At 43.1% G+C, this 24,093-nt stretch carries 18 protein-coding genes and 2 tRNA genes; 3 read left to right on the top strand and 17 right to left on the bottom strand.

The genetic code is table 11. The features are described from left to right. Positions 1-77 precede the first annotated feature (77 nt). The 14 genes from pnp to rlmE all read right to left on the bottom strand — a co-directional run bounded on the left by pnp (position 78) and on the right by rlmE (position 15,203). On the bottom strand, positions 78-2,204 hold the full coding sequence (gene pnp / locus Q7657_RS20705) for a polyribonucleotide nucleotidyltransferase (protein WP_008988411.1): 2,127 nt from the start codon (positions 2,202-2,204) through the stop codon (positions 78-80). Positions 2,205-2,596: 392 nt separating this feature from the next. After that, positions 2,597-2,866: a 30S ribosomal protein S15 gene (gene rpsO / locus Q7657_RS20710; protein ID WP_005301136.1), complete on the bottom strand. Its 270-nt coding sequence runs from the start codon at positions 2,864-2,866 to the stop codon at positions 2,597-2,599. A 197-nt stretch (positions 2,867-3,063) separates the two neighbouring features. Beyond that, positions 3,064-4,014: a tRNA pseudouridine(55) synthase TruB gene (truB, locus tag Q7657_RS20715; RefSeq protein WP_107166816.1), complete on the bottom strand. Its 951-nt coding sequence runs from the start codon at positions 4,012-4,014 to the stop codon at positions 3,064-3,066. Positions 4,015-4,016: 2 nt separating this feature from the next. After that, positions 4,017-4,415: a 30S ribosome-binding factor RbfA gene (rbfA, locus tag Q7657_RS20720; RefSeq protein WP_008988413.1), complete on the bottom strand. Its 399-nt coding sequence runs from the start codon at positions 4,413-4,415 to the stop codon at positions 4,017-4,019. Positions 4,416-4,507: 92 nt separating this feature from the next. Continuing rightward, positions 4,508-7,234 (bottom strand): translation initiation factor IF-2, encoded by a 2,727-nt coding sequence (infB, locus tag Q7657_RS20725; RefSeq protein ID WP_107166817.1) that lies wholly within the window; start codon positions 7,232-7,234, stop codon positions 4,508-4,510. Between the two features lie 26 nt (positions 7,235-7,260). Further along, positions 7,261-8,748 (bottom strand): transcription termination factor NusA, encoded by a 1,488-nt coding sequence (gene nusA / locus Q7657_RS20730; RefSeq protein WP_008988415.1) that lies wholly within the window; start codon positions 8,746-8,748, stop codon positions 7,261-7,263. A 22-nt stretch (positions 8,749-8,770) separates the two neighbouring features. Continuing rightward, on the bottom strand, positions 8,771-9,226 hold the full coding sequence (gene rimP, locus Q7657_RS20735; RefSeq protein WP_053987907.1) for a ribosome maturation factor RimP: 456 nt from the start codon (positions 9,224-9,226) through the stop codon (positions 8,771-8,773). A 190-nt stretch (positions 9,227-9,416) separates the two neighbouring features. Further along, positions 9,417-9,493: transfer RNA gene (locus tag Q7657_RS20740), tRNA-Met, on the bottom strand. A gap of 57 nt (positions 9,494-9,550) precedes the next feature. After that, a tRNA-Leu gene (locus Q7657_RS20745) sits at positions 9,551-9,635 on the bottom strand. Between the two features lie 11 nt (positions 9,636-9,646). After that, entirely contained in the window at positions 9,647-9,988 is a 342-nt protein-coding gene (gene secG, locus Q7657_RS20750; RefSeq protein WP_008988417.1) for a preprotein translocase subunit SecG, read from the bottom strand. 276 nt (positions 9,989-10,264) lie between these two features. Continuing rightward, the gene (gene glmM, locus Q7657_RS20755) at positions 10,265-11,602 is read right to left on the bottom strand and encodes a phosphoglucosamine mutase (RefSeq protein WP_107166818.1); all 1,338 of its coding nucleotides are present in this window, start codon (positions 11,600-11,602) and stop codon (positions 10,265-10,267) included. A 65-nt stretch (positions 11,603-11,667) separates the two neighbouring features. Then, complete coding sequence (folP, locus tag Q7657_RS20760; RefSeq protein WP_107166819.1) at positions 11,668-12,501, bottom strand: dihydropteroate synthase; 834 nt, start codon at positions 12,499-12,501, stop codon at positions 11,668-11,670. Positions 12,502-12,568: 67 nt separating this feature from the next. Then, the gene (gene ftsH, locus Q7657_RS20765; RefSeq protein ID WP_053987910.1) at positions 12,569-14,524 is read right to left on the bottom strand and encodes an ATP-dependent zinc metalloprotease FtsH; all 1,956 of its coding nucleotides are present in this window, start codon (positions 14,522-14,524) and stop codon (positions 12,569-12,571) included. A gap of 49 nt (positions 14,525-14,573) precedes the next feature. Further along, complete coding sequence (gene rlmE / locus Q7657_RS20770; protein WP_053987911.1) at positions 14,574-15,203, bottom strand: 23S rRNA (uridine(2552)-2'-O)-methyltransferase RlmE; 630 nt, start codon at positions 15,201-15,203, stop codon at positions 14,574-14,576. Positions 15,204-15,415: 212 nt separating this feature from the next. On the opposite strand from rlmE, the gene yhbY reads away from it, so the two are divergent. Next, entirely contained in the window at positions 15,416-15,712 is a 297-nt protein-coding gene (yhbY, locus tag Q7657_RS20775; protein ID WP_008988422.1) for a ribosome assembly RNA-binding protein YhbY, read from the top strand. 129 nt (positions 15,713-15,841) lie between these two features. On the opposite strand, the gene greA is transcribed toward yhbY, so the two are convergent. After that, a complete protein-coding gene (greA, locus tag Q7657_RS20780; RefSeq protein ID WP_008988423.1) occupies positions 15,842-16,315 on the bottom strand; it encodes a transcription elongation factor GreA in 474 nt (157 codons plus the stop codon). A gap of 581 nt (positions 16,316-16,896) precedes the next feature. Here greA and Q7657_RS20785 point away from each other — a divergent pair. Both Q7657_RS20785 and dacB read left to right on the top strand, forming a co-directional pair. Then, positions 16,897-17,949, top strand: coding sequence for a porin (locus tag Q7657_RS20785; protein WP_053987912.1), 1,053 nt, complete (start codon positions 16,897-16,899; stop codon positions 17,947-17,949). Between the two features lie 160 nt (positions 17,950-18,109). Beyond that, a complete protein-coding gene (gene dacB, locus Q7657_RS20790; RefSeq protein ID WP_107166820.1) occupies positions 18,110-19,513 on the top strand; it encodes a serine-type D-Ala-D-Ala carboxypeptidase in 1,404 nt (467 codons plus the stop codon). Positions 19,514-19,580: 67 nt separating this feature from the next. Here the strand turns inward: dacB and Q7657_RS20795 are convergent, their stop codons facing one another. Next, entirely contained in the window at positions 19,581-20,432 is an 852-nt protein-coding gene (locus Q7657_RS20795; protein ID WP_107166821.1) for a magnesium transporter, read from the bottom strand. A 441-nt stretch (positions 20,433-20,873) separates the two neighbouring features. Further along, positions 20,874-24,092: a carbamoyl-phosphate synthase large subunit gene (gene carB, locus Q7657_RS20800; protein WP_008988427.1), complete on the bottom strand. Its 3,219-nt coding sequence runs from the start codon at positions 24,090-24,092 to the stop codon at positions 20,874-20,876. Position 24,093: the final 1 nt, after the last annotated feature.

Raw genomic sequence — 24,093 nt, forward strand, 5'->3', positions numbered from 1 at the left:
GAACCCACACATGATATCTTACAGATAACAAAAAAGGGGCTAAGAAGCCCCTTTATATCATGCTTTTAGCAAAAAACTTAACCTTGAGGTTGTTCGTTTTGTGCTGGCGCTTCCGCTGCAGGAGTTTCTACAGCTTCTTTCATGCTTAGACGGATACGGCCTTGACGGTCGATTTCTAGCACTTTAACTTTAACTTCTTGACCCATTTGTAGGTAATCAGACACTTTCTCTACACGATCTTGTGAGATTTGAGAAATGTGTACTAGACCTTCTTTCGTGCCAATTACTGATACGAATGCACCGAAATCTACGATACGCATTACTTTACCAGTGTAGATACGGCCTACTTCAACGTCAGCTGTGATTTCTTCGATACGACGGATAGCTTCTTTCGCAGCTGTACCTTCAGTCGCAGCGATCTTCACTGTACCATCATCTTCGATCTCAATTGTAGTACCAGTTTCTTCAGTAAGTGCACGGATCACAGCACCACCTTTACCGATTACATCTTTGATCTTCTCTGGGTTGATCTTCATAGTATGAATACGAGGAGCAAACTCAGAAATATCTTCACGAGGTGTGTTGATTGCATTATCCATTACGCTAAGGATGTGCTTACGCGCACCTTTTGCTTGGTTAAGTGCAATCTGCATGATTTCTTTCGTGATACCTTCGATCTTGATGTCCATTTGAAGTGCTGTGATACCGTCTTCAGTACCCGCTACTTTAAAGTCCATATCACCTAGGTGGTCTTCGTCACCAAGGATGTCAGAAAGAACAACGAAATCATCGCCTTCTTTAACAAGACCCATTGCGATACCCGCAACAGATGCTTTGATTGGCACACCAGCGTCCATAAGCGCTAGAGACGTACCACATACAGAAGCCATTGAAGATGAACCGTTAGATTCAGTGATTTCTGATACTACACGTACTGTGTATGGGAATTCATCAATTGATGGCATTACCGCAGCAATACCACGCTTAGCAAGCTTACCGTGACCAATTTCACGACGCTTAGGTGAACCTACAAAACCAGTCTCACCTACACAGTATGGAGGGAAGTTGTAGTGTAGTAGGAAGTAATCTTTCTTCTCACCCGTTAGCTCATCAATGATTTGTGCGTCACGTTGAGTACCAAGCGTTGCAGTAACAAGTGCCTGAGTCTCACCACGAGTAAATAGAGATGAACCGTGAGTACGTGGAAGTACACCTGTACGTACGTCTAGCGCACGAACCATGTCTTTTTCACGACCATCGATACGTGGGTTACCAGCGATGATGCTGCGACGCACTACTGTTTTCTCTAGATCGTGGAAGATAGTGTGAATTTCTTTCGTGTTTGCTTCAACATCTTCAGCAAGTAGCACTTCGTTAACTTCATCAGCGATCTCGTGGATGCGATCGTAACGCGCCATCTTTTCTGTGATTTGGTAAGCTTCAACAAGCTTAGCTTCAGCAAGTTCTGCGATCTTGTTCTTAAGTGCAGTGTTCTCAGCTGGTGCAACCCAATCCCAAGCAGGAGTAGCAACTTCAGCTGCAAACTCGTTAATTGCTTTGATCACAGTTTGTTGTTGGTCGTGGCCAAATACAACAGCTTGTAGCATTTGCTCTTCTGTTAGACGGTCAGCTTCTGACTCAACCATAAGAACAGCAGCTTCAGTACCAGCAACAACAAGATCTAGACGGCTTTCTTCTAGCTCAACATTGCTTGGGTTTAGTACGAATTGATCGTTGATGTAACCAACACGTGCAGCACCGATAGGACCATTGAATGGGATACCAGAGATTGCAAGAGCCGCAGACGTACCGATCATAGTTACGATGTCAGGGCTTACTGCTGGGTTTACAGAAACAACAGTTGCAATAACTTGAACTTCGTTTTTGAAATCGTCAGGGAATAGCGGACGGATTGGACGGTCAATTAGACGTGCAGTCAGTGTCTCACCTTCAGAAGGACGACCTTCACGCTTGAAGAAACCACCAGGGATTTTACCTGCAGCGTAAGTACGCTCTTGGTAGTTTACTGTTAGTGGGAAGAAGTCTTGGCCTTCCACTGCTGTTTTTTTACCAACAACAGAAACGAACACTGATGTGTCGTCCATGCTAACCATAACTGCAGCCGTCGCTTGACGTGCCATAACACCAGTCTCAAGAGTAACCGTGTGGTTACCGTACTGGAAAGTCTTTACGATAGGATTCACGTGAATTTCCTTAATTTATTCCGCTTTCTATTTGCTCGCTAATTATAACGGAGACAAACAACAGCGTCATGTGATGATACCCACTTTCATGACATTTCACGTATCGCGACTAAGGAAATAATTCATAACAATGAAGCATTTCATTAGCCGCGACCTAAAGGTCGACGAAAACGACTCGTGATGTACAAAAATGAGATAACTAACAAACAGTTTGTATCTTTATCTATTATATTCCAGCTTTAGCCTGCATATAACAAACATCAGATTAATTTCGGTACAGATAGTAGCCGAAATTGAGGAAAAGAACAGGGGAAAAAATATAAACTGCGGGGCGTCTTATCTTTTTAAAACAAAAAGAAAGGAGCCATAAGGCTCCTTTCTAAAAAGCAATCTTAGCGACGTAGGCCTAGACGCTTGATTAGGTCTTGGTAACGATCTAGGTTCTTACCTTTTAGGTAGTCTAGAAGCTTACGACGACGAGAAACCATACGTAGAAGACCGCGACGGCTGTGGTGGTCGTGCTTGTGGTTAGCAAAGTGACCTTGAAGGTGGTTGATTTGTGCTGTTAGTAGCGCAACCTGAACTTCAGGAGAACCAGTGTCGTTTTGACCTTGTGCGTATTCTGCAACGATTGCTGCTTTAGTTTCTGCATTCAGAGACATAACTCATTCCTAATACAAAGATGTTTTAATTTGTGTCAGCCAATCTCTGATTCAGCCGACACCCGAGCCGCGGATTATACTGGTCGATATAGATAACTACAAGCGAATAATTAATAACCACGGCGATAATTAAGCGATTAACCGAGCGATAAATCATATTGATGTCACCATCGATGATTTATCACTTCAAATTGCGCTTAATCTTGTTGATGCTCGTTCGCCATCACACGTTTTGGTGCCAACATGCCTTTTGCATCAATCACACCAACACCGATGAACTCACGCTCTTGACCCACAGTAATACGCACTAGCGTACCTTCGGCAGGCACTCGGCCCGCTTGAACAGGATTACCATTAAGCACATGCACAGCAATAGCTGGCAGGATATTCACTTCTGGTAAGTCTTGTACCGCAGTATCTGTTGGCAGCAATAATGGATCTAATACCGTTCCCGGCTCTACATCATTGGCTTTAGCGTCATCAAGCATTGCTTGAAGTTGCTCAATTGTCACCATACGTTCGTAAGGGAAATTCGAGACTCCTGTACGACGTAGCATGATCACGTGAGCGCCACAGCCCAGCATTTCGCCAAGATCATCAACGATGGTGCGAATGTAAGTACCTTTTGAAACATGAAGCTCCATTTCCACTTCATTATTTTCAAAACGCAGTAAATCAACAGAGTAAACGGTGATTTTACGAGACTCACGAGGAACTTCAACACCTTCACGAGCATATTCGTAAAGCTTACGACCTTGGTACTTCAGTGCAGAGTACATCGATGGAATTTGATCTGTTGTACCACGGAATTTCGCAATACAACGCTCAAGTTGACCTCGATCCACTTTCACTTCGCGTGTTTCAACCACTTCACCATCAGAGTCAGAGGTATCAGTACGCTCACCGAGTTTTGCGATCACACGGTAGCGTTTATCTGAATCCAATAAGAACTGTGAGAACTTAGTCGCTTCACCAAAACAAATCGGCAGCATACCCGTCGCCAAAGGATCGAGCGCACCGGTATGGCCCGCCTTTTGTGCAAAGAAGATACGCTTTACTTTTTGCAGCGTATCGTTTGAGCTAATGCCTGTCGGTTTATCGACTAAAATCACACCGTTAATCGGACGACCTTTACGACGACGTGCCATGCTTATTCCTCGTCTTTCGCTTCGTCTTCGTCACCACGACGCTCTTCGTCAGAACGTACTGCATTGGTCACAAGGTTTGAAATACGCATACCTTCAGTTAGAGACTGATCGAAAATAAAGTTCAGCTCTGGTGTTACACGTAGACGAATTTGCTTACCCAATAGTGAGCGAATGTATGGTGCTTTTTCACGAAGAATAGCTAGGCTTTCTTCTTCCGTTTGATCACCAATCGTTAGGAACGTGATGTATACCTTTGCGTAACCCATATCACGAGATACGTCTACGCTAGAGATAGTCGTCATTGCTAGACGAGGCTCTTTTAATTCGCGTTGTAGGATCAACGCTAATTCTTTTTGTAGCTGCTGAGCTACACGCTGTGTACGGCTAAATTCTTTTGCCATTTTTTTGCTCTCTCTAAGAATTAGGCTCTTGAAAGAATGGGGAGCCGAAGCTCCCCATAATCATTTTGCTTAATAGTTAGCGACTTTGATGATTAATCAAGAGTACGCTTAACTTCAACAATTTCGTAAACTTCGATTTGGTCACCAACGCGAACATCGTTGTAGTTCTTAACGCCGATACCACATTCGTAGCCGTTCTTCACTTCGTTTACGTCATCTTTAAAGCGACGTAGTGACTCAAGCTCACCTTCGTAGATTACTACGTTATCACGTAGAACACGGATAGGGTTATTACGCTTGATAGTACCTTCAGTTACTAAACAGCCTGCAATTGCACCTAGTTTCGGTGACTTAAACACGTCACGAACTTCTGCAAGACCGCTGATCTCTTGCTTAAACTCAGGAGCAAGCATACCACCCATCGCAGCTTTAACTTCATCAATTAGCTGGTAGATGATTGAGTAGTAACGTAAGTCTAGGTTTTCAGTTTCAATAGTACGACGCGCAGAAGCATCAGCACGAACGTTGAAACCAAGAATGATAGCGTTAGACGCTGCTGCAAGTACTGCATCAGTTTCAGTAATACCACCAACACCAGAACCTACAATGTTCACTTTAACTTCATCAGTTGAAAGTTTACGTAGAGAATCTGCAATCGCTTCTACAGAACCTTGAACGTCAGCCTTAAGCACAACGTTTAGCTCTGCAACTTCACCTGCAGTCATGTTAGAGAACATGTTCTCAAGTTTCGCTTTCTGCTGGCGAGCAAGTTTAACATCACGGAATTTACCTTGACGGTAAAGTGCAACTTCACGTGCTTTACGCTCATCACGTACAACAGTCGCTTCGTCACCAGATGCTGGTACGCCTGAAAGACCTAAGATCTCTACAGGAATAGATGGACCTGCTTCTTCGATCTCTTGACCAATTTCGTTACGCATCGCACGAACACGACCGTACTCTAGACCACAAAGAACGATGTCGCCCTTACGTAGCGTACCTTCTTGAACTAGTACAGTTGCAACCGGACCACGACCTTTATCAAGACGAGATTCAACTACCACACCTTTCGCCATGCCTTCTGCAGCAGCAGTTAGCTCAAGCACTTCTGATTGAAGTAGGATTGCTTCTAGAAGACCATCGATGTTTGTACCCTGTTTTGCAGAGATGTGAACGAACATGTTCTCACCGCCCCACTCTTCAGGGATTACGTCGTATTGAGCTAGCTCATTCTTAACGTTGTCTGGGTTTGCGTCTTCTTTATCGATCTTGTTCACAGCAACAATCAGAGGAACACCTGCCGCTTTCGCGTGCTGGATCGCTTCGATTGTTTGAGGCATTACGCCATCGTCTGCAGCAACAACAAGAACAACGATATCTGTCGCTTGAGCACCACGAGCACGCATTGCAGTAAATGCTGCGTGTCCAGGAGTATCAAGGAAAGTGATCATGCCGTTTTCAGTTTCAACGTGGTAAGCACCGATATGCTGTGTAATACCACCAGCTTCACCTGAAGCAACGTGCGCTTTACGGATGTAGTCAAGTGTTGACGTTTTACCGTGGTCAACGTGACCCATGATTGTTACAACTGGAGCACGAGAAACTTTAGCAAGGTCATCTGAGTTACGATCAGAAAGTACCGCTTCTTCAAGCTCGTTTTCTTTACGTAGGATAACTTTGTGACCCATTTCTTCAGCAACAAGTGCAGCTGTTTCTTGGTCGATAACTTGGTTGATAGTCGCCATTGCGCCCATCTTCATCATCACCTTGATAACTTCAACGCCTTTTACAGACATCTTGTTAGCAAGTTCAGAAACAACAATTGTTTCGCCGATAACAACGTCTTGCTTAGCAACTTGCGCTGTTTTATCGAAACCATGCTGCATTGAGCTTGGCTTGTTAACTTGTTGCTTACCGCGACCACGTTGGTTACGACCACCGCGAGCACCGCGTTCATCTTGCTTCGCAGCAGGCTTTTTCTTCTTACGACGGCGAGAAGATTCTTCTTTACGGTCTTGTTCATCTTCTGCAGCACGTGCGTAAGTTGATGTCGTCGTATGGTAATCAGATTTTTCCATACTTTGATCAGGGCTAATCCCTTGATTTTGGTTCTTTTCTGCCATCTTGCGAGCCTCTTCTAGCTGACGCTGACTTTCTTCTTCGGCTTTTCGCTTGGCTTCCTCTTCCAGACGACGCTGTAGTGCCTCAGCATCTAGTTTAGCCTGTTTGTCAGCGACGGCGCGCAAAGCTTTCTCTTCAGCCTTACGCTTATCCTGTTCGATACGCTTCGCTTTTTCCTCAGCGTCACGCTTTGCTTTTTCTTCCGCTTCTCGTTTTGCAGTTTCAGCTGCTTTACTTTGCTCTTCTGCGGCACGCTTAGCTGCTTCTTCAGCTTCACGTTTAGCGGCTTCTTCAGCCGCTTTTTGGGCAATTGCATCTGCTTCGCGTTTCGCTGCTTCTTCCGCTTCACGCTTCACAGCTTCTTCTGCTGCGCGTTGTTCTTCTTCTAAAGCTGAACGCTTAACGTAAGTGCGTTTTTTTCGCACTTCAACTTGAACATTTTTGTTCTTGCCACCGCTACCAGACACGCTAAGCGTACTGCGTGTCTTGCGTTGCAGAGTAAGACGAGTTGGAGCTCCGTCAGTATTGCTGCTACCTCCATGCTCCTTTTGGAGATGGTTTAGTAACGCCTGCTTTTCGGTTTGGCTTACATTTTCATCAGCTTTCTTCGCAATACCTGCTTCAGAAAATTGCTGAAGTAAACGGTCAATTGGCGTACCAATTTCTTCCGCCAATGTTTTAACGGTAACCTCTGACATAATGCTCCTCCCTTGCTTTATATTGATTACGCTTCGTCGCTGAACCAGCAAATGTTACGTGCAGCCATGATTAGCTCACCCGCTTTTGCGTCGTCTACGCCTTCGATATCGGTCAAGTCATCAGTTCCCTGATCAGCAAGATCCTCAAGCGTACAAATACCTTTTGCTGCTAGTTTAAATGCTAACTCGCGCTCAAGGCCTTCAAGACCTAATAGGTCTTCAGCTGGCTCAGCACCGTCAAGCGATTCTTCTTTAGCAAGCGCAAGTGTCGTTAATGCAGCTTTTGCACGACTACGTAATTGTTCAATTAGGTCTTCATCAAGACCTTCAACTTCCATTAGCTCACTTACTGGAACGTAAGCAATTTCTTCTAATGTAGTGAAACCTTCTTCAACCAATACCGTTGCGAACTCTTCATCAATATCAAGGTGCTTAGTAAACACTTCAATTGACTCTTTCGCTTCTTCTTGGTGTTTCTTCTGAAGATCTTCAACAGTCATTACATTTAGTTCCCAACCAGTAAGTTGAGATGCTAGACGTACGTTTTGACCGCTACGACCGATTGCTTGTGCAAGGTTATCTTTTTGCACAGCGATATCCATCGTGTGGTTATCTTCATCAACGATGATTGAATCAACTTCTGCAGGTGCCATCGCATTGATAACGTATTGCGCAGGATTCTCATCCCAAAGCACGATATCAATACGCTCGCCACCAAGCTCACCAGAAACCGCTTGAACACGTGCGCCACGCATACCAACACACGCACCCACTGGGTCAATACGCTTATCGTTAGTTTTTACTGCGATTTTTGCACGAGAACCAGGATCGCGTGCTGCGCCCATTAGCTCAATTAGCTCTTCGCCCATTTCTGGCACTTCAATACGGAATAGCTCAGAAAGCATTTCTGGCTTAGAACGTGTCATGAATAACTGGAAGCCACGCGCTTCTGGCGCAACTTTGTATAGTAGACCACGTACACGGTCACCCGGACGGAAGTTTTCACGTGGTAACTGGTCATCACGTTGGATAACAGCTTCTGCATTGTTACCAAGATCGATGATCACAGCATCACGGTTTACTTTCTTAACGATACCAGTGATCAGCTCACCTTCGTTATCGATAAATTGCTCAACGATTTGTGCACGTTCAGCTTCACGTACTTTTTGTACGATCACTTGCTTCGCTGTTTGCGTAGTGATGCGATCGAATGTTACTGATTCGATTTCATCTTCTACGTAATCACCTTCAACAAGCTCAGGATTTTCAAACTGCGCAGCTTCTAGCGTGATTTCTAGCGTAGGTTGAGTCACTTCTTCTACAGCTTTCCAACGACGGAAAGTTTCGAACTCACCTGTTTTACGATCGATCGTAACACGTACATCGATTTCTGCTTCATGCTTTTTCTTAGTCGCTGTTGCAAGTGCAATTTCTAATGCTTCAAAAATACGCTCACGAGGAACAGCTTTTTCGTTGGATACCGCTTCTACGACAGCCAAAATTTCTTTGTTCATTTCTAATGCCCCAATTTAGCGGTTAGAATTTTGGAACCAGGTTGGCCTTGGAGATATTGCTCAGTGCAAAGGACTCTTCATTGCCATCTACGTTAAGAGTGATCAATTCGCCATCTACAGCGACAATGTCACCTTTCCACTTACGACGGTTACCCATCGCCATTTTTAGCACTATGCTAGCTTCATGGCCAACAAACTGCTCATAATGTGCTGCTTTGAATAGTGGTCTTTCCAATCCAGGGGAAGATACTTCCAAGTTATAAGCAACAGTAATTGGATCTTCAACGTCCATTACTGCACTAATTTGGCGACTAACTTCAGCGCAATCTTCTACATTGATACCATTTTCATGGTCAATAAATACGCGAAGTGTGGAGTGCTCACCAGCACGAATGAACTCTAAACCAACGAGTTCATAGCCTAAAGCAAGAACCGATGGCTCAAGCATTTCGGTTAATTGTGTCTCTAAAGCTGTCAAAACAACCCCCCTGGAAACAAAAAAAGGGCATTAAAGCCCAGTAGATACCTGAATGGTCATGTTTCAGATAATAAAAAACCCCGAATTACGGGGTTTTTTATTACTGGACCCTGATTACTGTGACGCATAAATTGCTGTCTCAGTAAGAAAACAGACATTCGCATTTAAGAGTAGTCTATTTTCGGGAAAGTGGTTGCGGGGGCCGGATTTGAACCAACGACCTTCGGGTTATGAGCCCGACGAGCTACCAAGCTGCTCCACCCCGCGTCCGAATTCAAACGAATTATATCGTTAGGGCGTTACTATTTCAAGTAACCAGTATAATGGTGCCGAGAAGGGGACTTGAACCCCTACACCTTGCGGCACTAGCACCTCATGCTAGCGTGTCTACCAATTTCACCATCTCGGCTAAATCTTTAATTACTGAGGGATCTCATCGTGTGATGGTGCTTTCTCAGTATTTGTTTTTTCAACAACTGGCTGTGTTGTTGCAGGTGCTGTTAGGTTTTCCCAACCACTGCCCTCTGTTGCTTGCTTAGCACTCATGTTGCCAAGAACAAGACTGATCACAAAGAAAATTGCAGCCAAAAGTGTTGTCATACGGGTTAAAAAGTTTCCAGAGCCGCTAGAGCCAAACAATGTGCCTGATGCTCCAGCCCCGAAAGAGGCTCCCATATCTGCGCCTTTACCTTGCTGTACCAAAACTAGGCCAATTACACCAAGCGCGGCGACAAGATAAATCACAAGTAGAATTTCGTACATGGCTTCCACCTATGGTTAAATTGCTATGCCAGCTTTGCTCTAGGCAGGGCCAGCGCACTCCACATTCCAAGGAGCGAATGCATACTAGCGAAACCCTATCGTAGTGACAAGCAATATTTAATGAAAAAAGCTTTCACCAGCATCACTTGCACAACATTTAGCCAAAACAAACTGAACACAAAAATATAGGCAGAGTATCGTACTACTCTGCCTTCTACATGAAGCGATAAATATATTTCAAAAACAGACAAATATATATTTATCACATTTTGCAAATTAACAGTTTTCTTTTACTGCTTTTGCAATATCAAGCGCATACTGCTGAACAGCAGCCGCATCTTGACCTTCAACCATAACACGAATGAGTGGCTCGGTGCCTGATTTACGCAATAATACGCGACCATTATCACCTAATTTTTCTTCAACTAATTTCGTTGCACTAGTCACTGCTTCAGATTGAAGTGGATCAGACTCACCTTTAAAACGTACATTTTCCAGTACCTGTGGGAACATCGTCATGCCGTCACACAGCTCTTTTAGGCTCATCTTGCTCGCTACAATTGATGCCATTACTTGAAGACCAGCAACAATACCGTCACCTGTTGTTACCTTATCTAGCAAAATAACGTGACCTGAGTTTTCTGCACCAATTAACCAATCGTGCTTTTGAAGCTCTTCCATTACGTAGCGATCGCCAACTTTAGCGCGCACAAATGGAATACCTAAGTTTTTCAGTGCAACTTCCATACCCATATTTGTCATTAGGGTACCGACTACACCCCCTTTCAATTCACCACGGCGTAGAGCATCACGGGCAATGATGTAAGCAATTTGATCACCATCAACTTTGTTTCCTAGCTCATCAACCATGATCACACGGTCGCCATCACCATCTAGCGCAATACCAAAGTCAGCTTTCTCTTCTAGTACTTTAGCTTGAAGAGCTGCAACATTTGTTGCGCCTACTTTATCATTGATATTCACACCATTCGGTTCACAACCAATGGCAATCACTTCAGCACCAAGCTCTGCAAATACTTTCGGTGCAATGTGGTAAGTTGCGCCGTGAGCACAATCAACAACAATTTTAAAACCTTCTAGGCTTAAGTGTGTTGGGAATGTACCTTTACAGAACTCAATGTAACGGCCTGCAGCGTCATCAATACGGTAAGCTTTACCTAATAATGCTGACTCAACACATGTTAACGGCTTTTCCATTTCAGCTTCAATCGCAAGCTCAATCTCATCTGGTAATTTAGTACCTTGAGCTGAGAAGAATTTAATACCATTGTCGTAATAAGGATTATGAGAAGCAGAAATAACAATACCAGCCTCAGCTCGGAAAGTGCGAGTAAGGTAAGCAACGGCTGGTGTTGGCATTGGCCCCGTAAATGCAGCTTTTAAACCTGCTGCTGCTAAACCTGCTTCAAGCGCAGATTCCAACATATAACCTGAAATACGTGTATCTTTGCCGATAAGTACTTTTTTAGTACCTGTTTGCGATAATACTCGACCAGCAGCCCAACCTAGCTTCATTACAAAGTCAGGTGTAATTGGTGATTCACCAACGAAACCACGGATACCATCAGTACCAAAGAACTTACGTTCAGTCATATCTTGCTCCTAGCAATTTTGAATACTACTGCGACTTTTTCGTTAATTAATAGCCACAATTCTTTTTACTTAGATTGTTGCAACACCATATTACAGACTTTCATCACTTCGACTGTTTCTTTGGCGTCATGAACTCTAATAATTTGTGCGCCTTTCATTGCGGCAATAGTAGCACAAGCTAAACTACCTGCGAGACACTCTGAAGGTTGCTTACCTAACAGATTAAATATCATTGATTTGCGAGACATACCAGCGAGAACGGGTAAGCCCAACTGATGAAAATGCTCAAGATGAGCAAGCATTTCATAGTTATGCTCTAAGGTTTTACCAAAGCCAAAACCTGGGTCGAGAATTAACTGTTGGCGCTCAATACCAACCGCTTGACATGCCTTAATACGTTCATCAAGAAAAACAGAAACATCTTCAAGCAGATTTTTGTAATTAGGTTTATGCTGCATTGTACGCGGTTGCCCCTGCATATGCATCAAGCAGATAGGCACATTAGCATTCGCAGCTACCATTAATGCATTAGGCTCTTGTAATGCGCGAACGTCATTAATTAAATCGGCACCGGCATTAACCGCTTCATACATCACATCCGCTTTACTGGTATCAATTGAGATCCAGCAATCAAACCGCTGACGTATGGCTTCAATCACAGGGACAACACGCTCGAGTTCTTCATGTAGTGCAACATCTTTAGCACCTGGACGGGTAGACTCACCACCAATATCAATAATTGCAGTACCCGCAGCAAGCATGCTTTCGACGTGATATAAGGCATGATCAATACGATTAAACTTGCCACCATCTGAAAAAGAATCCGGTGTTACATTTAAAATACCCATCACTTGCGGTGTCGATAAATCTAACGTTTTATTACGACTGGTTAATTGCATTCTCGTTCCATTTTATTCAGATAATAAAAAGCCCCGACCGAGGCCAGGGCTTTTCTTTAGCGTGATATTAAGCCTGAGGTTTAGTATCAGTATCGTCTTCTTTCGTTAACGCATCGATACCATCGCCAATCGGCTCTTCAGGCGCAATCTCAGTTTCAGGTGCTTCTTTCGCTGATGACTTAATTGTATCGTCTTCATCCGCCCAACCTTTCGGTGCGCGAATTTCAGCTTTACGCTCCATCAAGTCATCAATCTGACCTGCATCGATTGTCTCATACTTCATCAATGCATCTTTCATTGCATGCATGATATCCATGTTATCTTCAAGGATTTGACGAGCTCGCGCATAGTTACGATCAATAATTTCACGCACTTCATTATCGATAAGCTTCGCAGTGTCATCTGACATGTGTTTACTTTGTGTCACAGAGCGACCAAGGAACACTTCACCTTCATCTTCTGCGTATAGCAAAGGACCTAGCTTGTCAGAGAAACCCCATTGCGTCACCATCTTACGTGCGATATCTGTTGCACGTTCGATATCGTTCGATGCACCTGTCGATACTTTATCGCGACCGTAAATTAGCTCTTCAGCTAGACGACCACCGTAAAGGCTAGAAATCATCGACTCCAAGAACTCACGTGAATGACTTACACGATCTTGCTCTGGTAGATACATAGTCACACCTAACGCACGACCACGTGGAATGATTGACACTTTGTAGACTGGATCATGATCCGGTACTAAGCGACCAATAATTGCGTGACCTGCTTCATGGTATGCTGTTGATTCTTTTTGATCTTCAGACATAACCATTGATTTACGCTCTGCGCCCATCATGATTTTGTCTTTCGCTAGTTCAAATTCAACCATTGAAACTGTACGCTTGTTACCACGAGCTGCAAACAATGCCGCTTCGTTTACAAGGTTTGCCAAATCAGCACCAGAGAAGCCCGGTGTACCACGAGCGATTAACGATGCATTCACATCACCATCAAGCGGTACTTTACGCATGTGAACTTTAAGGATCTGCTCACGACCACGTACATCAGGTAAACCAACCACTACTTGACGGTCAAAACGACCTGGACGAAGTAATGCAGGGTCTAATACGTCAGGACGGTTGGTTGCAGCGATAACGATGATACCTTCGTTACCTTCAAAACCATCCATTTCAACTAGCATTTGGTTAAGTGTTTGCTCACGCTCATCGTGACCACCACCAACACCAGCACCACGTTGACGACCAACAGCATCGATTTCATCGATAAAAATGATACAAGGCGCAGCTTTTTTCGCTTGTTCGAACATGTCACGGACACGAGAAGCACCCACACCCACGAACATTTCAACGAAGTCAGAACCTGAAATCGTAAAGAACGGTACTTTTGCTTCACCAGCAATTGCTTTTGCTAGCAATGTCTTACCTGTACCAGGAGGACCAACCATTAATACACCAGTTGGGATTTTACCACCTAGCTTTTGGAAACGGCTTGGATCACGTAGGTAATCAACCAGTTCTTTAACGTCTTCTTTCGCCTCATCACAACCTGCAACGTCTGCAAATGTTGTTTTGATTTGGTCTTCGCTCATCATACGCGCTTTAGACTTGCCGAACGACATGGCACCTTTGCCACCGCCGCCCTGCATTTGGCGCATAAAGAAAATCCAAACACCAATAAGTAGAAGCATTGGGAACCAAGAAATGAAGATAGAAGCCAGTAAGCTTGGCTCTTCAGGTGGTGTACCTTCAACAGCTACGTTAGCGTTAATTAAATCGTCTAACAGTTTAGGATCATTTGCGACAGGTAAGTATGTTACGTAGCTCGCATTATCACGTTTGGTTACAGTGATTTCACGATCATTGAATCGCACTTCCTTTATCTGATCCTGACCGATTTGACGGACAAATGTCGTATAGTCTACTTGACCACTTGCCTTACCACTGTTAGTACCAAAACTTTGGAATACAGACATAAGAACAACGGCAATGACTAACCATAAAATCAAGTTTTTTGCCATGTCACTCAAGGTGTTAACCTCGCGATAACTAAAAGATGAATGTAGATTACTACAGTTTGTAACCTGTAGCCACAATATAGACTTCACGCGAACGATCTCGCGATGAATCTGGTTTACGAATTTTAACCACTTTGAACATACTACGAACTTCAGCTAAGTATTGGTCAAAGCCTTCGCCTTGGAAAACTTTTACCGCAAAGCTACCGTTCGGTGCAAGTACTTGTCGACACATATCAAGTGCTAGCTCAACAAGGTACATCGCTCTCGGTTGGTCGGATGCAAGATTACCACTCATATTAGGAGCCATATCAGACATTACAACATCAACCATATCAGGTTGAATACGTGCTAATAGAGCCTCTAATACTGCCTCTTCACGGAAATCACCCTGCAGGAAACTAACACCTGGAAGTGAATCCATTGGCAAAATATCACAAGCAATGACCTGTCCTTCATCACCTACAACTTCTGCCGCATATTGTGACCAACCACCTGGTGCAGCACCAAGGTCAACCACTGTCATGCCCGGTTTTAATAATTTATCTTTGTTCTGAATTTCTTCAATTTTAAAGAAAGCGCGAGAACGATAACCACGTTTTTGGGCTTCTAAAACGTATTTATCATCAAAGTGCTCTTTCAGCCAACGGCCAGAACTGCCGGATTGTTTTTTTCTACTCATGCCTAACCTAATGAGTTGAGATACTTGTTAAGTATACGTCTGCCAAAGGCTTTATCGCATCTAATTCATTAAAATCTACAATTAAAATGTGCAGTACAACTCAAACACCGCAAATTTTCATGCTGCCATAACGCAAACAAATTAGTCTTCTAGTCTAGATGGCGGTAGAATGTCACGTTTTCAACCCTAGTAACCAAAAAAATAGAGTCATCATGAATCTAAGCACCAAACAAAAGCAATTCCTAAAAGGTCTTGCTCACAACCTAAAACCTGTTGTTCTTATGGGTGCAAACGGCCTAACTGAAGCTGTTTTAGCAGAAATTGAAATTGCACTTAACCATCATGAATTGATCAAAGTTAAGGTTGCTTCTGAAGAACGTGAAACTAAAGTTTTAATCGTCGATGCTATTGTTCGCGAAACTAAAGCTGAAAAAGTGCAGGTTATCGGTAAAACACTGGTTCTTTACCGCCAAAGCGAAGATCGCAAAATCGAGCTTCCTCGCAAATAAAAAAGGCCGCCTAGCGGCCTTTTTTGTATTAGCTATTAAGACAAAATATTTGACTCATAGCTAATCGGTGATACCTATTTTAATCATCGGTTTCATTGATAAACACAACATCAAAATAAGTTTGAAGCCTTAGATGTATTGCACTTCTAAAATTTCAAATTCTTTCTGACCACCCGGCGTTGAAATAGCAACTTCATCACCTTCCATTTTACCAATCAAGCCACGTGCAATTGGTGAGTTAACTGAAATTAAGTTTTGCTTAATATCGGCTTCATCATCACCCACAATGCAATACGTCACTTCTTTGTCTGTATCTAAGTCCAATAGTGTAATTGTAGTACCAAAAATCACTTTGCCAGTATTTGGCATTGTTGTTACATCAATAATTTGAGCTACAGACAATTTGTATTCAATATCACGAATTTGCGCTTCACAAATACCTTGCTCTTCACGCGCAGCATGGTATTCCGCATTTTCTTTTAAGTCACCAAGCTCACGAGCTTCAGCAATCGCCTGTGAAATCAGAGGGCGACGCTTTAACAACACATCAAGTTCACTACGTAGCTTTTGCTCGCCACGTACAGTCATTGGCACTTTTTCCATAAATAAATTACCTCAATAACCTGATAGCGAACGCCAATTTCAGGTAATAAAAAAGTTAGTCCAACAAAAGTTGGACTAACGGTATATATAAACGATTAGGATCATTTTAAACAAAGATGGCGCAGAGATCATCATTGTTACGTCATTATCAAGCTGAATCTGATATTAGCATTTTGCAATAGAGCACAAATAACAGACCATTTGTTTCATACCGTTAAGCAATAAAAAGGTTAGTAACACCAAATTATTCACCACAAATATAGGTAATAGCCTTAGCATTATTTTCTTATTCACAAAAGCTATAGCATCACAATTCAACAACATTTATACAAATATTCACACGCACTTTTTGACGCTATTATCTAAATACAACTAAAACTTAAAACCTATCGAGAACTTTTAGTGATTTAACTAACACATTGAATAATAACAATATAAAAACTAAAAAAACAAAAAAACGAATACTCATGAGGTATTTTTCAGTTTTTTTTACTAACATAAACCGACAGACACAAGTAAAAAGAACAGCATGCATTTGGCATAGAAATGCAACACATAAAAATTTTAAAAAGGATTCGGCAATGAACAAGCACCTTATTGCTTTAGCAGTAGCAGCAGCAACTCTATCTGGCGCAGCATCAGCAGCACAAGTTTACTCAGATGACTCATCTTCTCTTGCTATCGGCGGTCGTGTAGAAGCGCGTGCTCTTCTTTCAGAACAAGCTGACAACGAAAATGTACCAGCTAAACTACAAACAACTGATAACGAAGTAACTGACATTTCACGTGTGCGTGTAAACATCGATGCGAAAACACAAATCGCTGATGGCGTTCAAGGTATTGGTTTCTTCGAGCGCGAGTTCAAAGACGACAACTCTAACGACGAAAACCGTTACATGTACGCTGGTGTAAACAGCGACCAATACGGCCAAATTGTTTACGGTAAAGCTGACGGCTCTCTAGGTATGCTAACTGATTTCACTGATATCATGGCATACGCAGGTTCTGTTGTTGGTGGTACTAAGCTAGCAGTAGCTGACCGCACAACTAACAACCTAGCATACGCAGGTACTTTCGGTGATCTAACATTCAAAGCTAACTACGTATTCGCTGGTGCTGACTACGATAAGAATGGCAATAAGACAGACGTTCACGGCTTCTCAACAGCAGCTAAGTACAACGTTGCTGACACAGGTCTAGCTCTAGGTCTTGGTTACGGCGAACAACGCGATCAAAACGGTGTTAACACTCACAAAGCACGTTCTGAGCAGACTTTCGCAGTAGCATCTTACACAGTTGGTGACCTATACTTCGGTGGTCTATACAAGTACGGTCGTCGCGATGGTCAAAACCTTGTAACTGACAAAGTAACAGATACTCAAGGTTACGAATTCGCTGCAGCGTACACAGCTGGTAAAGCAGTATTCACAACTACTTACGGCTTCATGAAAGATGAAAAAGCTCACAACGTATATGATGAGCTAGCAAACGCTGTATCTGTTGACGGTACTTACTACTTCAACAGCAACTTCCGTACTTACGCTTCTTACACATTCAACATGCTTGATAAGAACGAAGTAGGTAAAGTTGCAGCATCTGACCAATTCGTTCTAGGTGCACGTTACGACTTCTAATCCTTGCGATTAAAGTAGAACAGATGAAGCGTCGACTTAGGTCGGCGCTTTTTTATTAGTTTTGTGTCATTTTTTAATCTTTATTCTTTATCTTTTTTTACCCTCTCTCATATAAACGTTATGATTAAGGTCTATCTCTTAACCAAAACTATGCCTTGATATGTTTAAAAAACTGCTTTGCTCTGCATTAATGGCAACGAGCTTCTCCTCTTTTGCTGCGTTTTCTCCCCAGCAAGCAATCAACCAACTGCCCAAAGGTAGTAATGTCGCGCTTCTCATCGTTAACCCTGCCACCAACAAAGTGATATACGATAAACGCGCAGCCGAATTACAAGCACCAGCAAGTACACAGAAAACAATCACTGCGCTTGCTGCAAAGCTATATCTTGGTAATAACTTCCGTTTTGATACTTACCTTGAGACCAAAGGTAATGACGTCATTTTAAAATTTAATGGTGACCCAACACTTAAGCGCAGCGATATTGCGAATTTGCTTCGCCAGCTAAAACAGCAAGGCATAACGACAATTAAAGGTAATCTGTACTTAAATGGCGGACATTTTACTGGCTATGAACGTGCTATTGGTTGGCCTTGGGATATTTTAGGATCTTGTTACAGTGCACCATCAAGTAGTATCAGCTTAGAGCACAACTGTGTTCAAGGTGCGCTATACAGTAATAAATCTTTTGGTGATGTCACACGTGTAAATGTGCCTAGCCACCAGCCAATTAAGGCACAAACATCAGCCATTGTGGTTTCCAAAGCGCAGCAAAAAGAGCAACACTGTCAGCTATCAATGACCTCCAATGATCGTAACATGTACCAAATCAGTGGGTGTATACAGCCTCGTAAAGAGCCTCTACCACTTAAATTTGCAGTGCAAAACACCACCTTGTATTCAACCGCGATTATTCAACAAGAGCTTAAGCGCGCAGGTATTAAGTTAAACGGTAAGGTACTTCGTAACGATAAAATTAACGGAAAAATTATCGCAACACACCGTTCAGCACCACTATCAACGCTACTTGATATTATGTTGAAGCGCTCTGATAACTTATTTGCCGATAATATTGCCAAAACGATTGGTGCAAAATATTACAACCAAGCCGGTAGTTACAGTAACGGCATTGAAGCAATCAAAGCGATACTCAAAGATAAAGCAGGAATCGATCTTTCTGATACCGTAATGGTGGATGGCTCAGGCTTATCGCGTAATAACCGCTTAACAGCAAATGACTTAATGAAAGTGGTGACTTACATTTATCGTCATCCACAGCTTGGTTTAATGAATGATCTACCTGTATCAGGGAAAAGTGGCACGTTACAGTACCGTCGCAGTATTCGTGATGTTCCGCTAAAAGGTAAGATTATTGCTAAAAGTGGCTCTTTATTTGGTACCTATAACTTGGCGGGTGTGATTAATACCCAAAATGGCAAACCACTCCTCTTTGTACAGTTAGTGACTAATTACTATCCACACATGCATGACGGTGAAAAAGCAGCATTGCCACCGATTTACCAATTTGAAAAACAGCTTTATAACTCTCTTTATAAAAGCTACTAAATAGCGCGTTCAATAAAACAAAAGCCACTATAGCTAACCTATAGTGGCTTTTTTATAACAATGTTTATCAATGCCCTAATCCAAGCATCCAATTAACAGTCGTGAAATAAATCATCATCCCAGTAATATCAACCATAGAAGCTAAGACAGGACTCACAAGTACCGCGGGATCCAAATTAAAAGCCCTTGCGATCATAGGTAATACTCCCCCTATGGTGGTTGAGATGACAACTTGGATCGAAATCGCAATACCTATCGCAAGAGCAATAGAATCAAGTGTCATTCCTACAGGTAACACTACATCACCGCTAAAGAAAATAACTCGCCCGATGATCACAGCAGCAAGGCAGATAGCAATAACCATCGCAACACGAAACTCTTTCCACAAAACGGCTAACCAGTCCCGTGATTTTATTTCTTCCATTGCCAAAGCTCGCACTACCAAAGTCGCAGCTTGTGAACCTGTATTCCCTCCAGCAGCTGCAATGACAGGCATATAGATAGCAAGTAACACTAATTGACTTAACGTATCTTCATAATGGGAAATAATTAAGCCTGAGACGATTCCCATTAGTGCCAAACCGACAATCCAACCTATGCGCTCTTTCACATGATTGAAGACACTATTTTCTAGGTAATCTCCAGTAGGCTCGACTTCCGAGCTAATGAGTCCTAATCCACTAGCTAACTGACGGGCTCTGACTTCCTGTTTTAATTCATCTAATCTATCTAATAATATTTGTACATGTCGCAATGGACATTCATGTAGCATAGCTAACGCATCTGGTACCGGCATTTTTACTAGTAACTGTGCTTGCTCATCCAAATCATATTTTAGAAATGCATTACGTACTGCAAGTGCATCTTTGTGTGCTATTTGTGTTGTTGCAGCGAAAACTGCATCATTCATTACCGCCATGGCGAATCTCCCGATTGGCTGACTCTCTAAAAGAGATGGTAACGACCACCGACATAACATTACGTATTATCAGCAACAACTATCGCCAATGCTGAATAATTAATGCTATGAATTAAGATAGGAAATGGAAAATCAAAGGAAAGCTGTCGTGAAAGTGCATTACTAAAAAGGAAGGTTAGACATACTATTCCGCACATAGTCGTACGGAGGAAACAATGGATACCGTAAACTAAGCGAGATTTTCCTGCTTCATACTTGGGGGATGGTCGGTATCGTTCATTATTGTCTCCAAAAACATGTATCGCTTACTGCGACGCCTGCATTCTAAATAAACCAACCTGTATAGAAACTGATTATCAAAGTTTATTTATTTCAATTAATTATAAAAATAAAAAAACCGAGCATCATAGCTCGGCTTTTCTGTTTCAATTCACGTTACACTTACTTAATACGTGCGTGTAGCTCTTGAATTGAGGTCACTGTATTGCGGTCATCTGCGGTATGCGCCATACAGGTTGCAAATGCAGCATTTAGCGTTGTGGTGTAGTTCACCTTCTCAGCTAGTGCACCACGACGAAGCACTTTTGAATCTTCAATCGCTTGACGACCAGCAGCAGTGTTAACAATGTAGGTGTATTCATTGTTCTTGATACGGTCAAGAATATGAGGGCGACCTTCATGTACTTTGTTAACTAGACGAGGGTTAATACCCGCTTCACCAAGAATCACAGCTGTACCGTGAGTTGCATCTAACTGGTAACCCAACTTAGTTAGCTTAGAAGCAAGATCAACCACACGTTGCTTATCACCTTCACGAACAGATAGTAGTGCACGACCACCTTCTGGGTACTCTTTACCACAACCTAATTCCGCTTTTGCGAATGCTTCAGCAAACGTATTACCGATACCCATTACCTCACCTGTTGAGCGCATTTCAGGGCCTAACAGTGGGTCAACACCTGGGAACTTGTTAAACGGTAGCACCACTTCTTTCACAGAGTAATACGGTGGAATGATTTCCTTAGTAAAGCCTTGTGATTCAAGTGATTGACCTGCCATAACACGCGCTGCAATCTTAGCTAGTGGTGCACCTGTCGCTTTAGAAACAAACGGTACGGTACGTGCTGCACGAGGGTTAACTTCGATTAGGTACACTTGACCATCTTTGACTGCGAACTGAGTGTTCATTAGGCCACGAACACCTAATTCAAACGCAAGGTTCTTAACTTGCTCACGCATCACATCTTGGATTTCTTGGCTTAAGGTGTACGCTGGCAGTGAACATGCAGAGTCACCTGAGTGAACACCCGCTTGCTCGATATGCTCCATAATACCGCCAATCACCACTTGCTCACCATCACAAATCGCATCAACGTCAACTTCAACCGCATCATCTAGGAAACGATCTAGTAGTACTGGTGATTCATTTGAAACGCTAACTGCTTCATTGAAGTAGCGACGCAAGTCTTGCTCATCGTAAACAATTTCCATTGCACGACCACCAAGCACGTAAGAAGGACGTACAACCAGAGGGAAACCAATTTCACGCGACTTCTCAACCGCTTGCTCCATCGTCGTCACTGTTGCGTTTTCAGGTTGTAGTAAACCTAAACGGTCAACCGCTTGTTGGAAACGCTCACGGTCTTCTGCACGGTCAATCGCATCAGGGCTTGTACCGATGATTGGCACGCCTGCTGCTTCTAGTGCGCGTGCCAGTTTAAGTGGTGTTTGACCACCGTACTGAACAATAACGCCTTTTGGTTTTTCAACGCGTGCGATAGCCAGTACATCTTCCAGAGTTACTGGTTCAAAGTACAAGCGATCTGATGTGTCGTAATCCGTTGATACTGTCTCAGGGTTACAGTTAACCATAATAGTTTCGTAGCCGTCTTCACGCAGTGCTAATGATGCATGTACACAGCAGTAGTCAAATTCGATACCTTGACCGATACGGTTTGGACCACCGCCCAATACCATGATCTTATCTTTGTCTGTTGGATTTGCCTCACACTCTTCATCGTATGATGAGTACATGTAAGCTGTATCTGATGAGAACTCAGCCGCACACGTATCTACACGTTTGTAGACTGGGTGAATGTCGAACTGATCGCGTAGTTTGCGAATTTCACCTTCACCAATGCCAAGTAGTTTAGCAAGACGCGCATCAGCAAAACCTTTACGCTTAAGTTTGCGTAATACTTCTGCATTTAGGCCAGCAAAGCCTGCCGCTTTCACTTGCTCTTCAAGCTTGATGATTTCTTCAATTTGAACCAAGAACCAACGGTCGATGTTAGTAAGGTTAAAGATACCGTCAACCGACATACCAGCACGGAACGCATCACCGATGTACCAAATACGCTCTGCGCCTGCTTCTTTCAGTTCATGACGGATCTTGCTCATCGCGTTTGGATCGTCAAGGTCAACCATTTCATCAAAACCCATCGCGCCAACTTCTAGGCCACGTAGTGCTTTGTGTAGTGATTCTTGTTGGTTACGACCAATCGCCATAACCTCACCAACCGACTTCATCTGTGTCGTTAGACGATCGTTAGCGCCAGCAAATTTCTCGAAGTTAAAGCGAGGGATCTTCGTTACTACGTAATCGATAGTAGGTTCAAATGATGCAGGTGTTGCGCCACCTGTGATGTCATTCATTAGTTCATCAAGGGTGAAACCAATTGCCAGTTTTGCCGCGATTTTTGCAATCGGAAAACCTGTCGCTTTTGATGCCAGTGCTGATGAGCGAGATACACGTGGGTTCATCTCGATGATAACCATACGGCCATCTTTCGGGTTGATACCAAACTGTACGTTTGAACCACCTGTTTCAACACCAATTTCACGCAGTACTGCAAGCGATGCATTACGCATTAATTGGTATTCTTTGTCTGTTAGGGTTTGTGCTGGTGCAACAGTGATTGAGTCACCGGTGTGGATACCCATTGGGTCAAAGTTTTCAATCGCACACACAATGATACAGTTGTCATTCTTATCGCGAACCACTTCCATTTCATATTCTTTCCAACCAATTAATGACTCATCAATCAGAAGCTCATTAGTTGGTGAAAGATCAAGACCGCGAGAACAGATCTCTTCGAATTCTTCTTTGTTGTAAGCAATACCGCCACCCGTACCACCCATAGTAAATGATGGGCGAATGATACATGGGAAACCAACCATATCGAGCACTTTGTAAGCTTCTTCCATGGTTTTCGCAGTATCAGCGCGAGGACACTCTAAGCCGATAGATTTCATTGCTTTATCGAAGCGAGAGCGGTCTTCTGCTTTATCGATAGCATCAGCTGTTGCACCGATCATCTCAACGCCGAACTCTTCTAGTACGCCGTGACGCTCAAGATCAAGTGCACAGTTTAGTGCTGTTTGACCGCCCATGGTTGGTAGTACCGCATCAGGACGCTCTTTAGCAATGATATTACGTACCACTTCCCAGTGAATTGGCTCGATGTAAGTTGCATCCGCCATTTCTGGATCAGTCATGATAGTGGCAGGGTTAGAGTTTACCAGAATAACGCGGTAACCCTCTTCACGAAGTGCTTTACAAGCTTGTGCACCTGAGTAATCGAACTCACATGCTTGACCGATAACGATTGGTCCTGCACCTAGAATTAGTACACTTTTTATGTCAGTACGTTTTGGCATT

The organism is Candidatus Photobacterium acropomis, assembly GCF_030685555.1.
Taxonomy (GTDB): Bacteria; Pseudomonadota; Gammaproteobacteria; order Enterobacterales; family Vibrionaceae; genus Photobacterium; species Photobacterium lucens.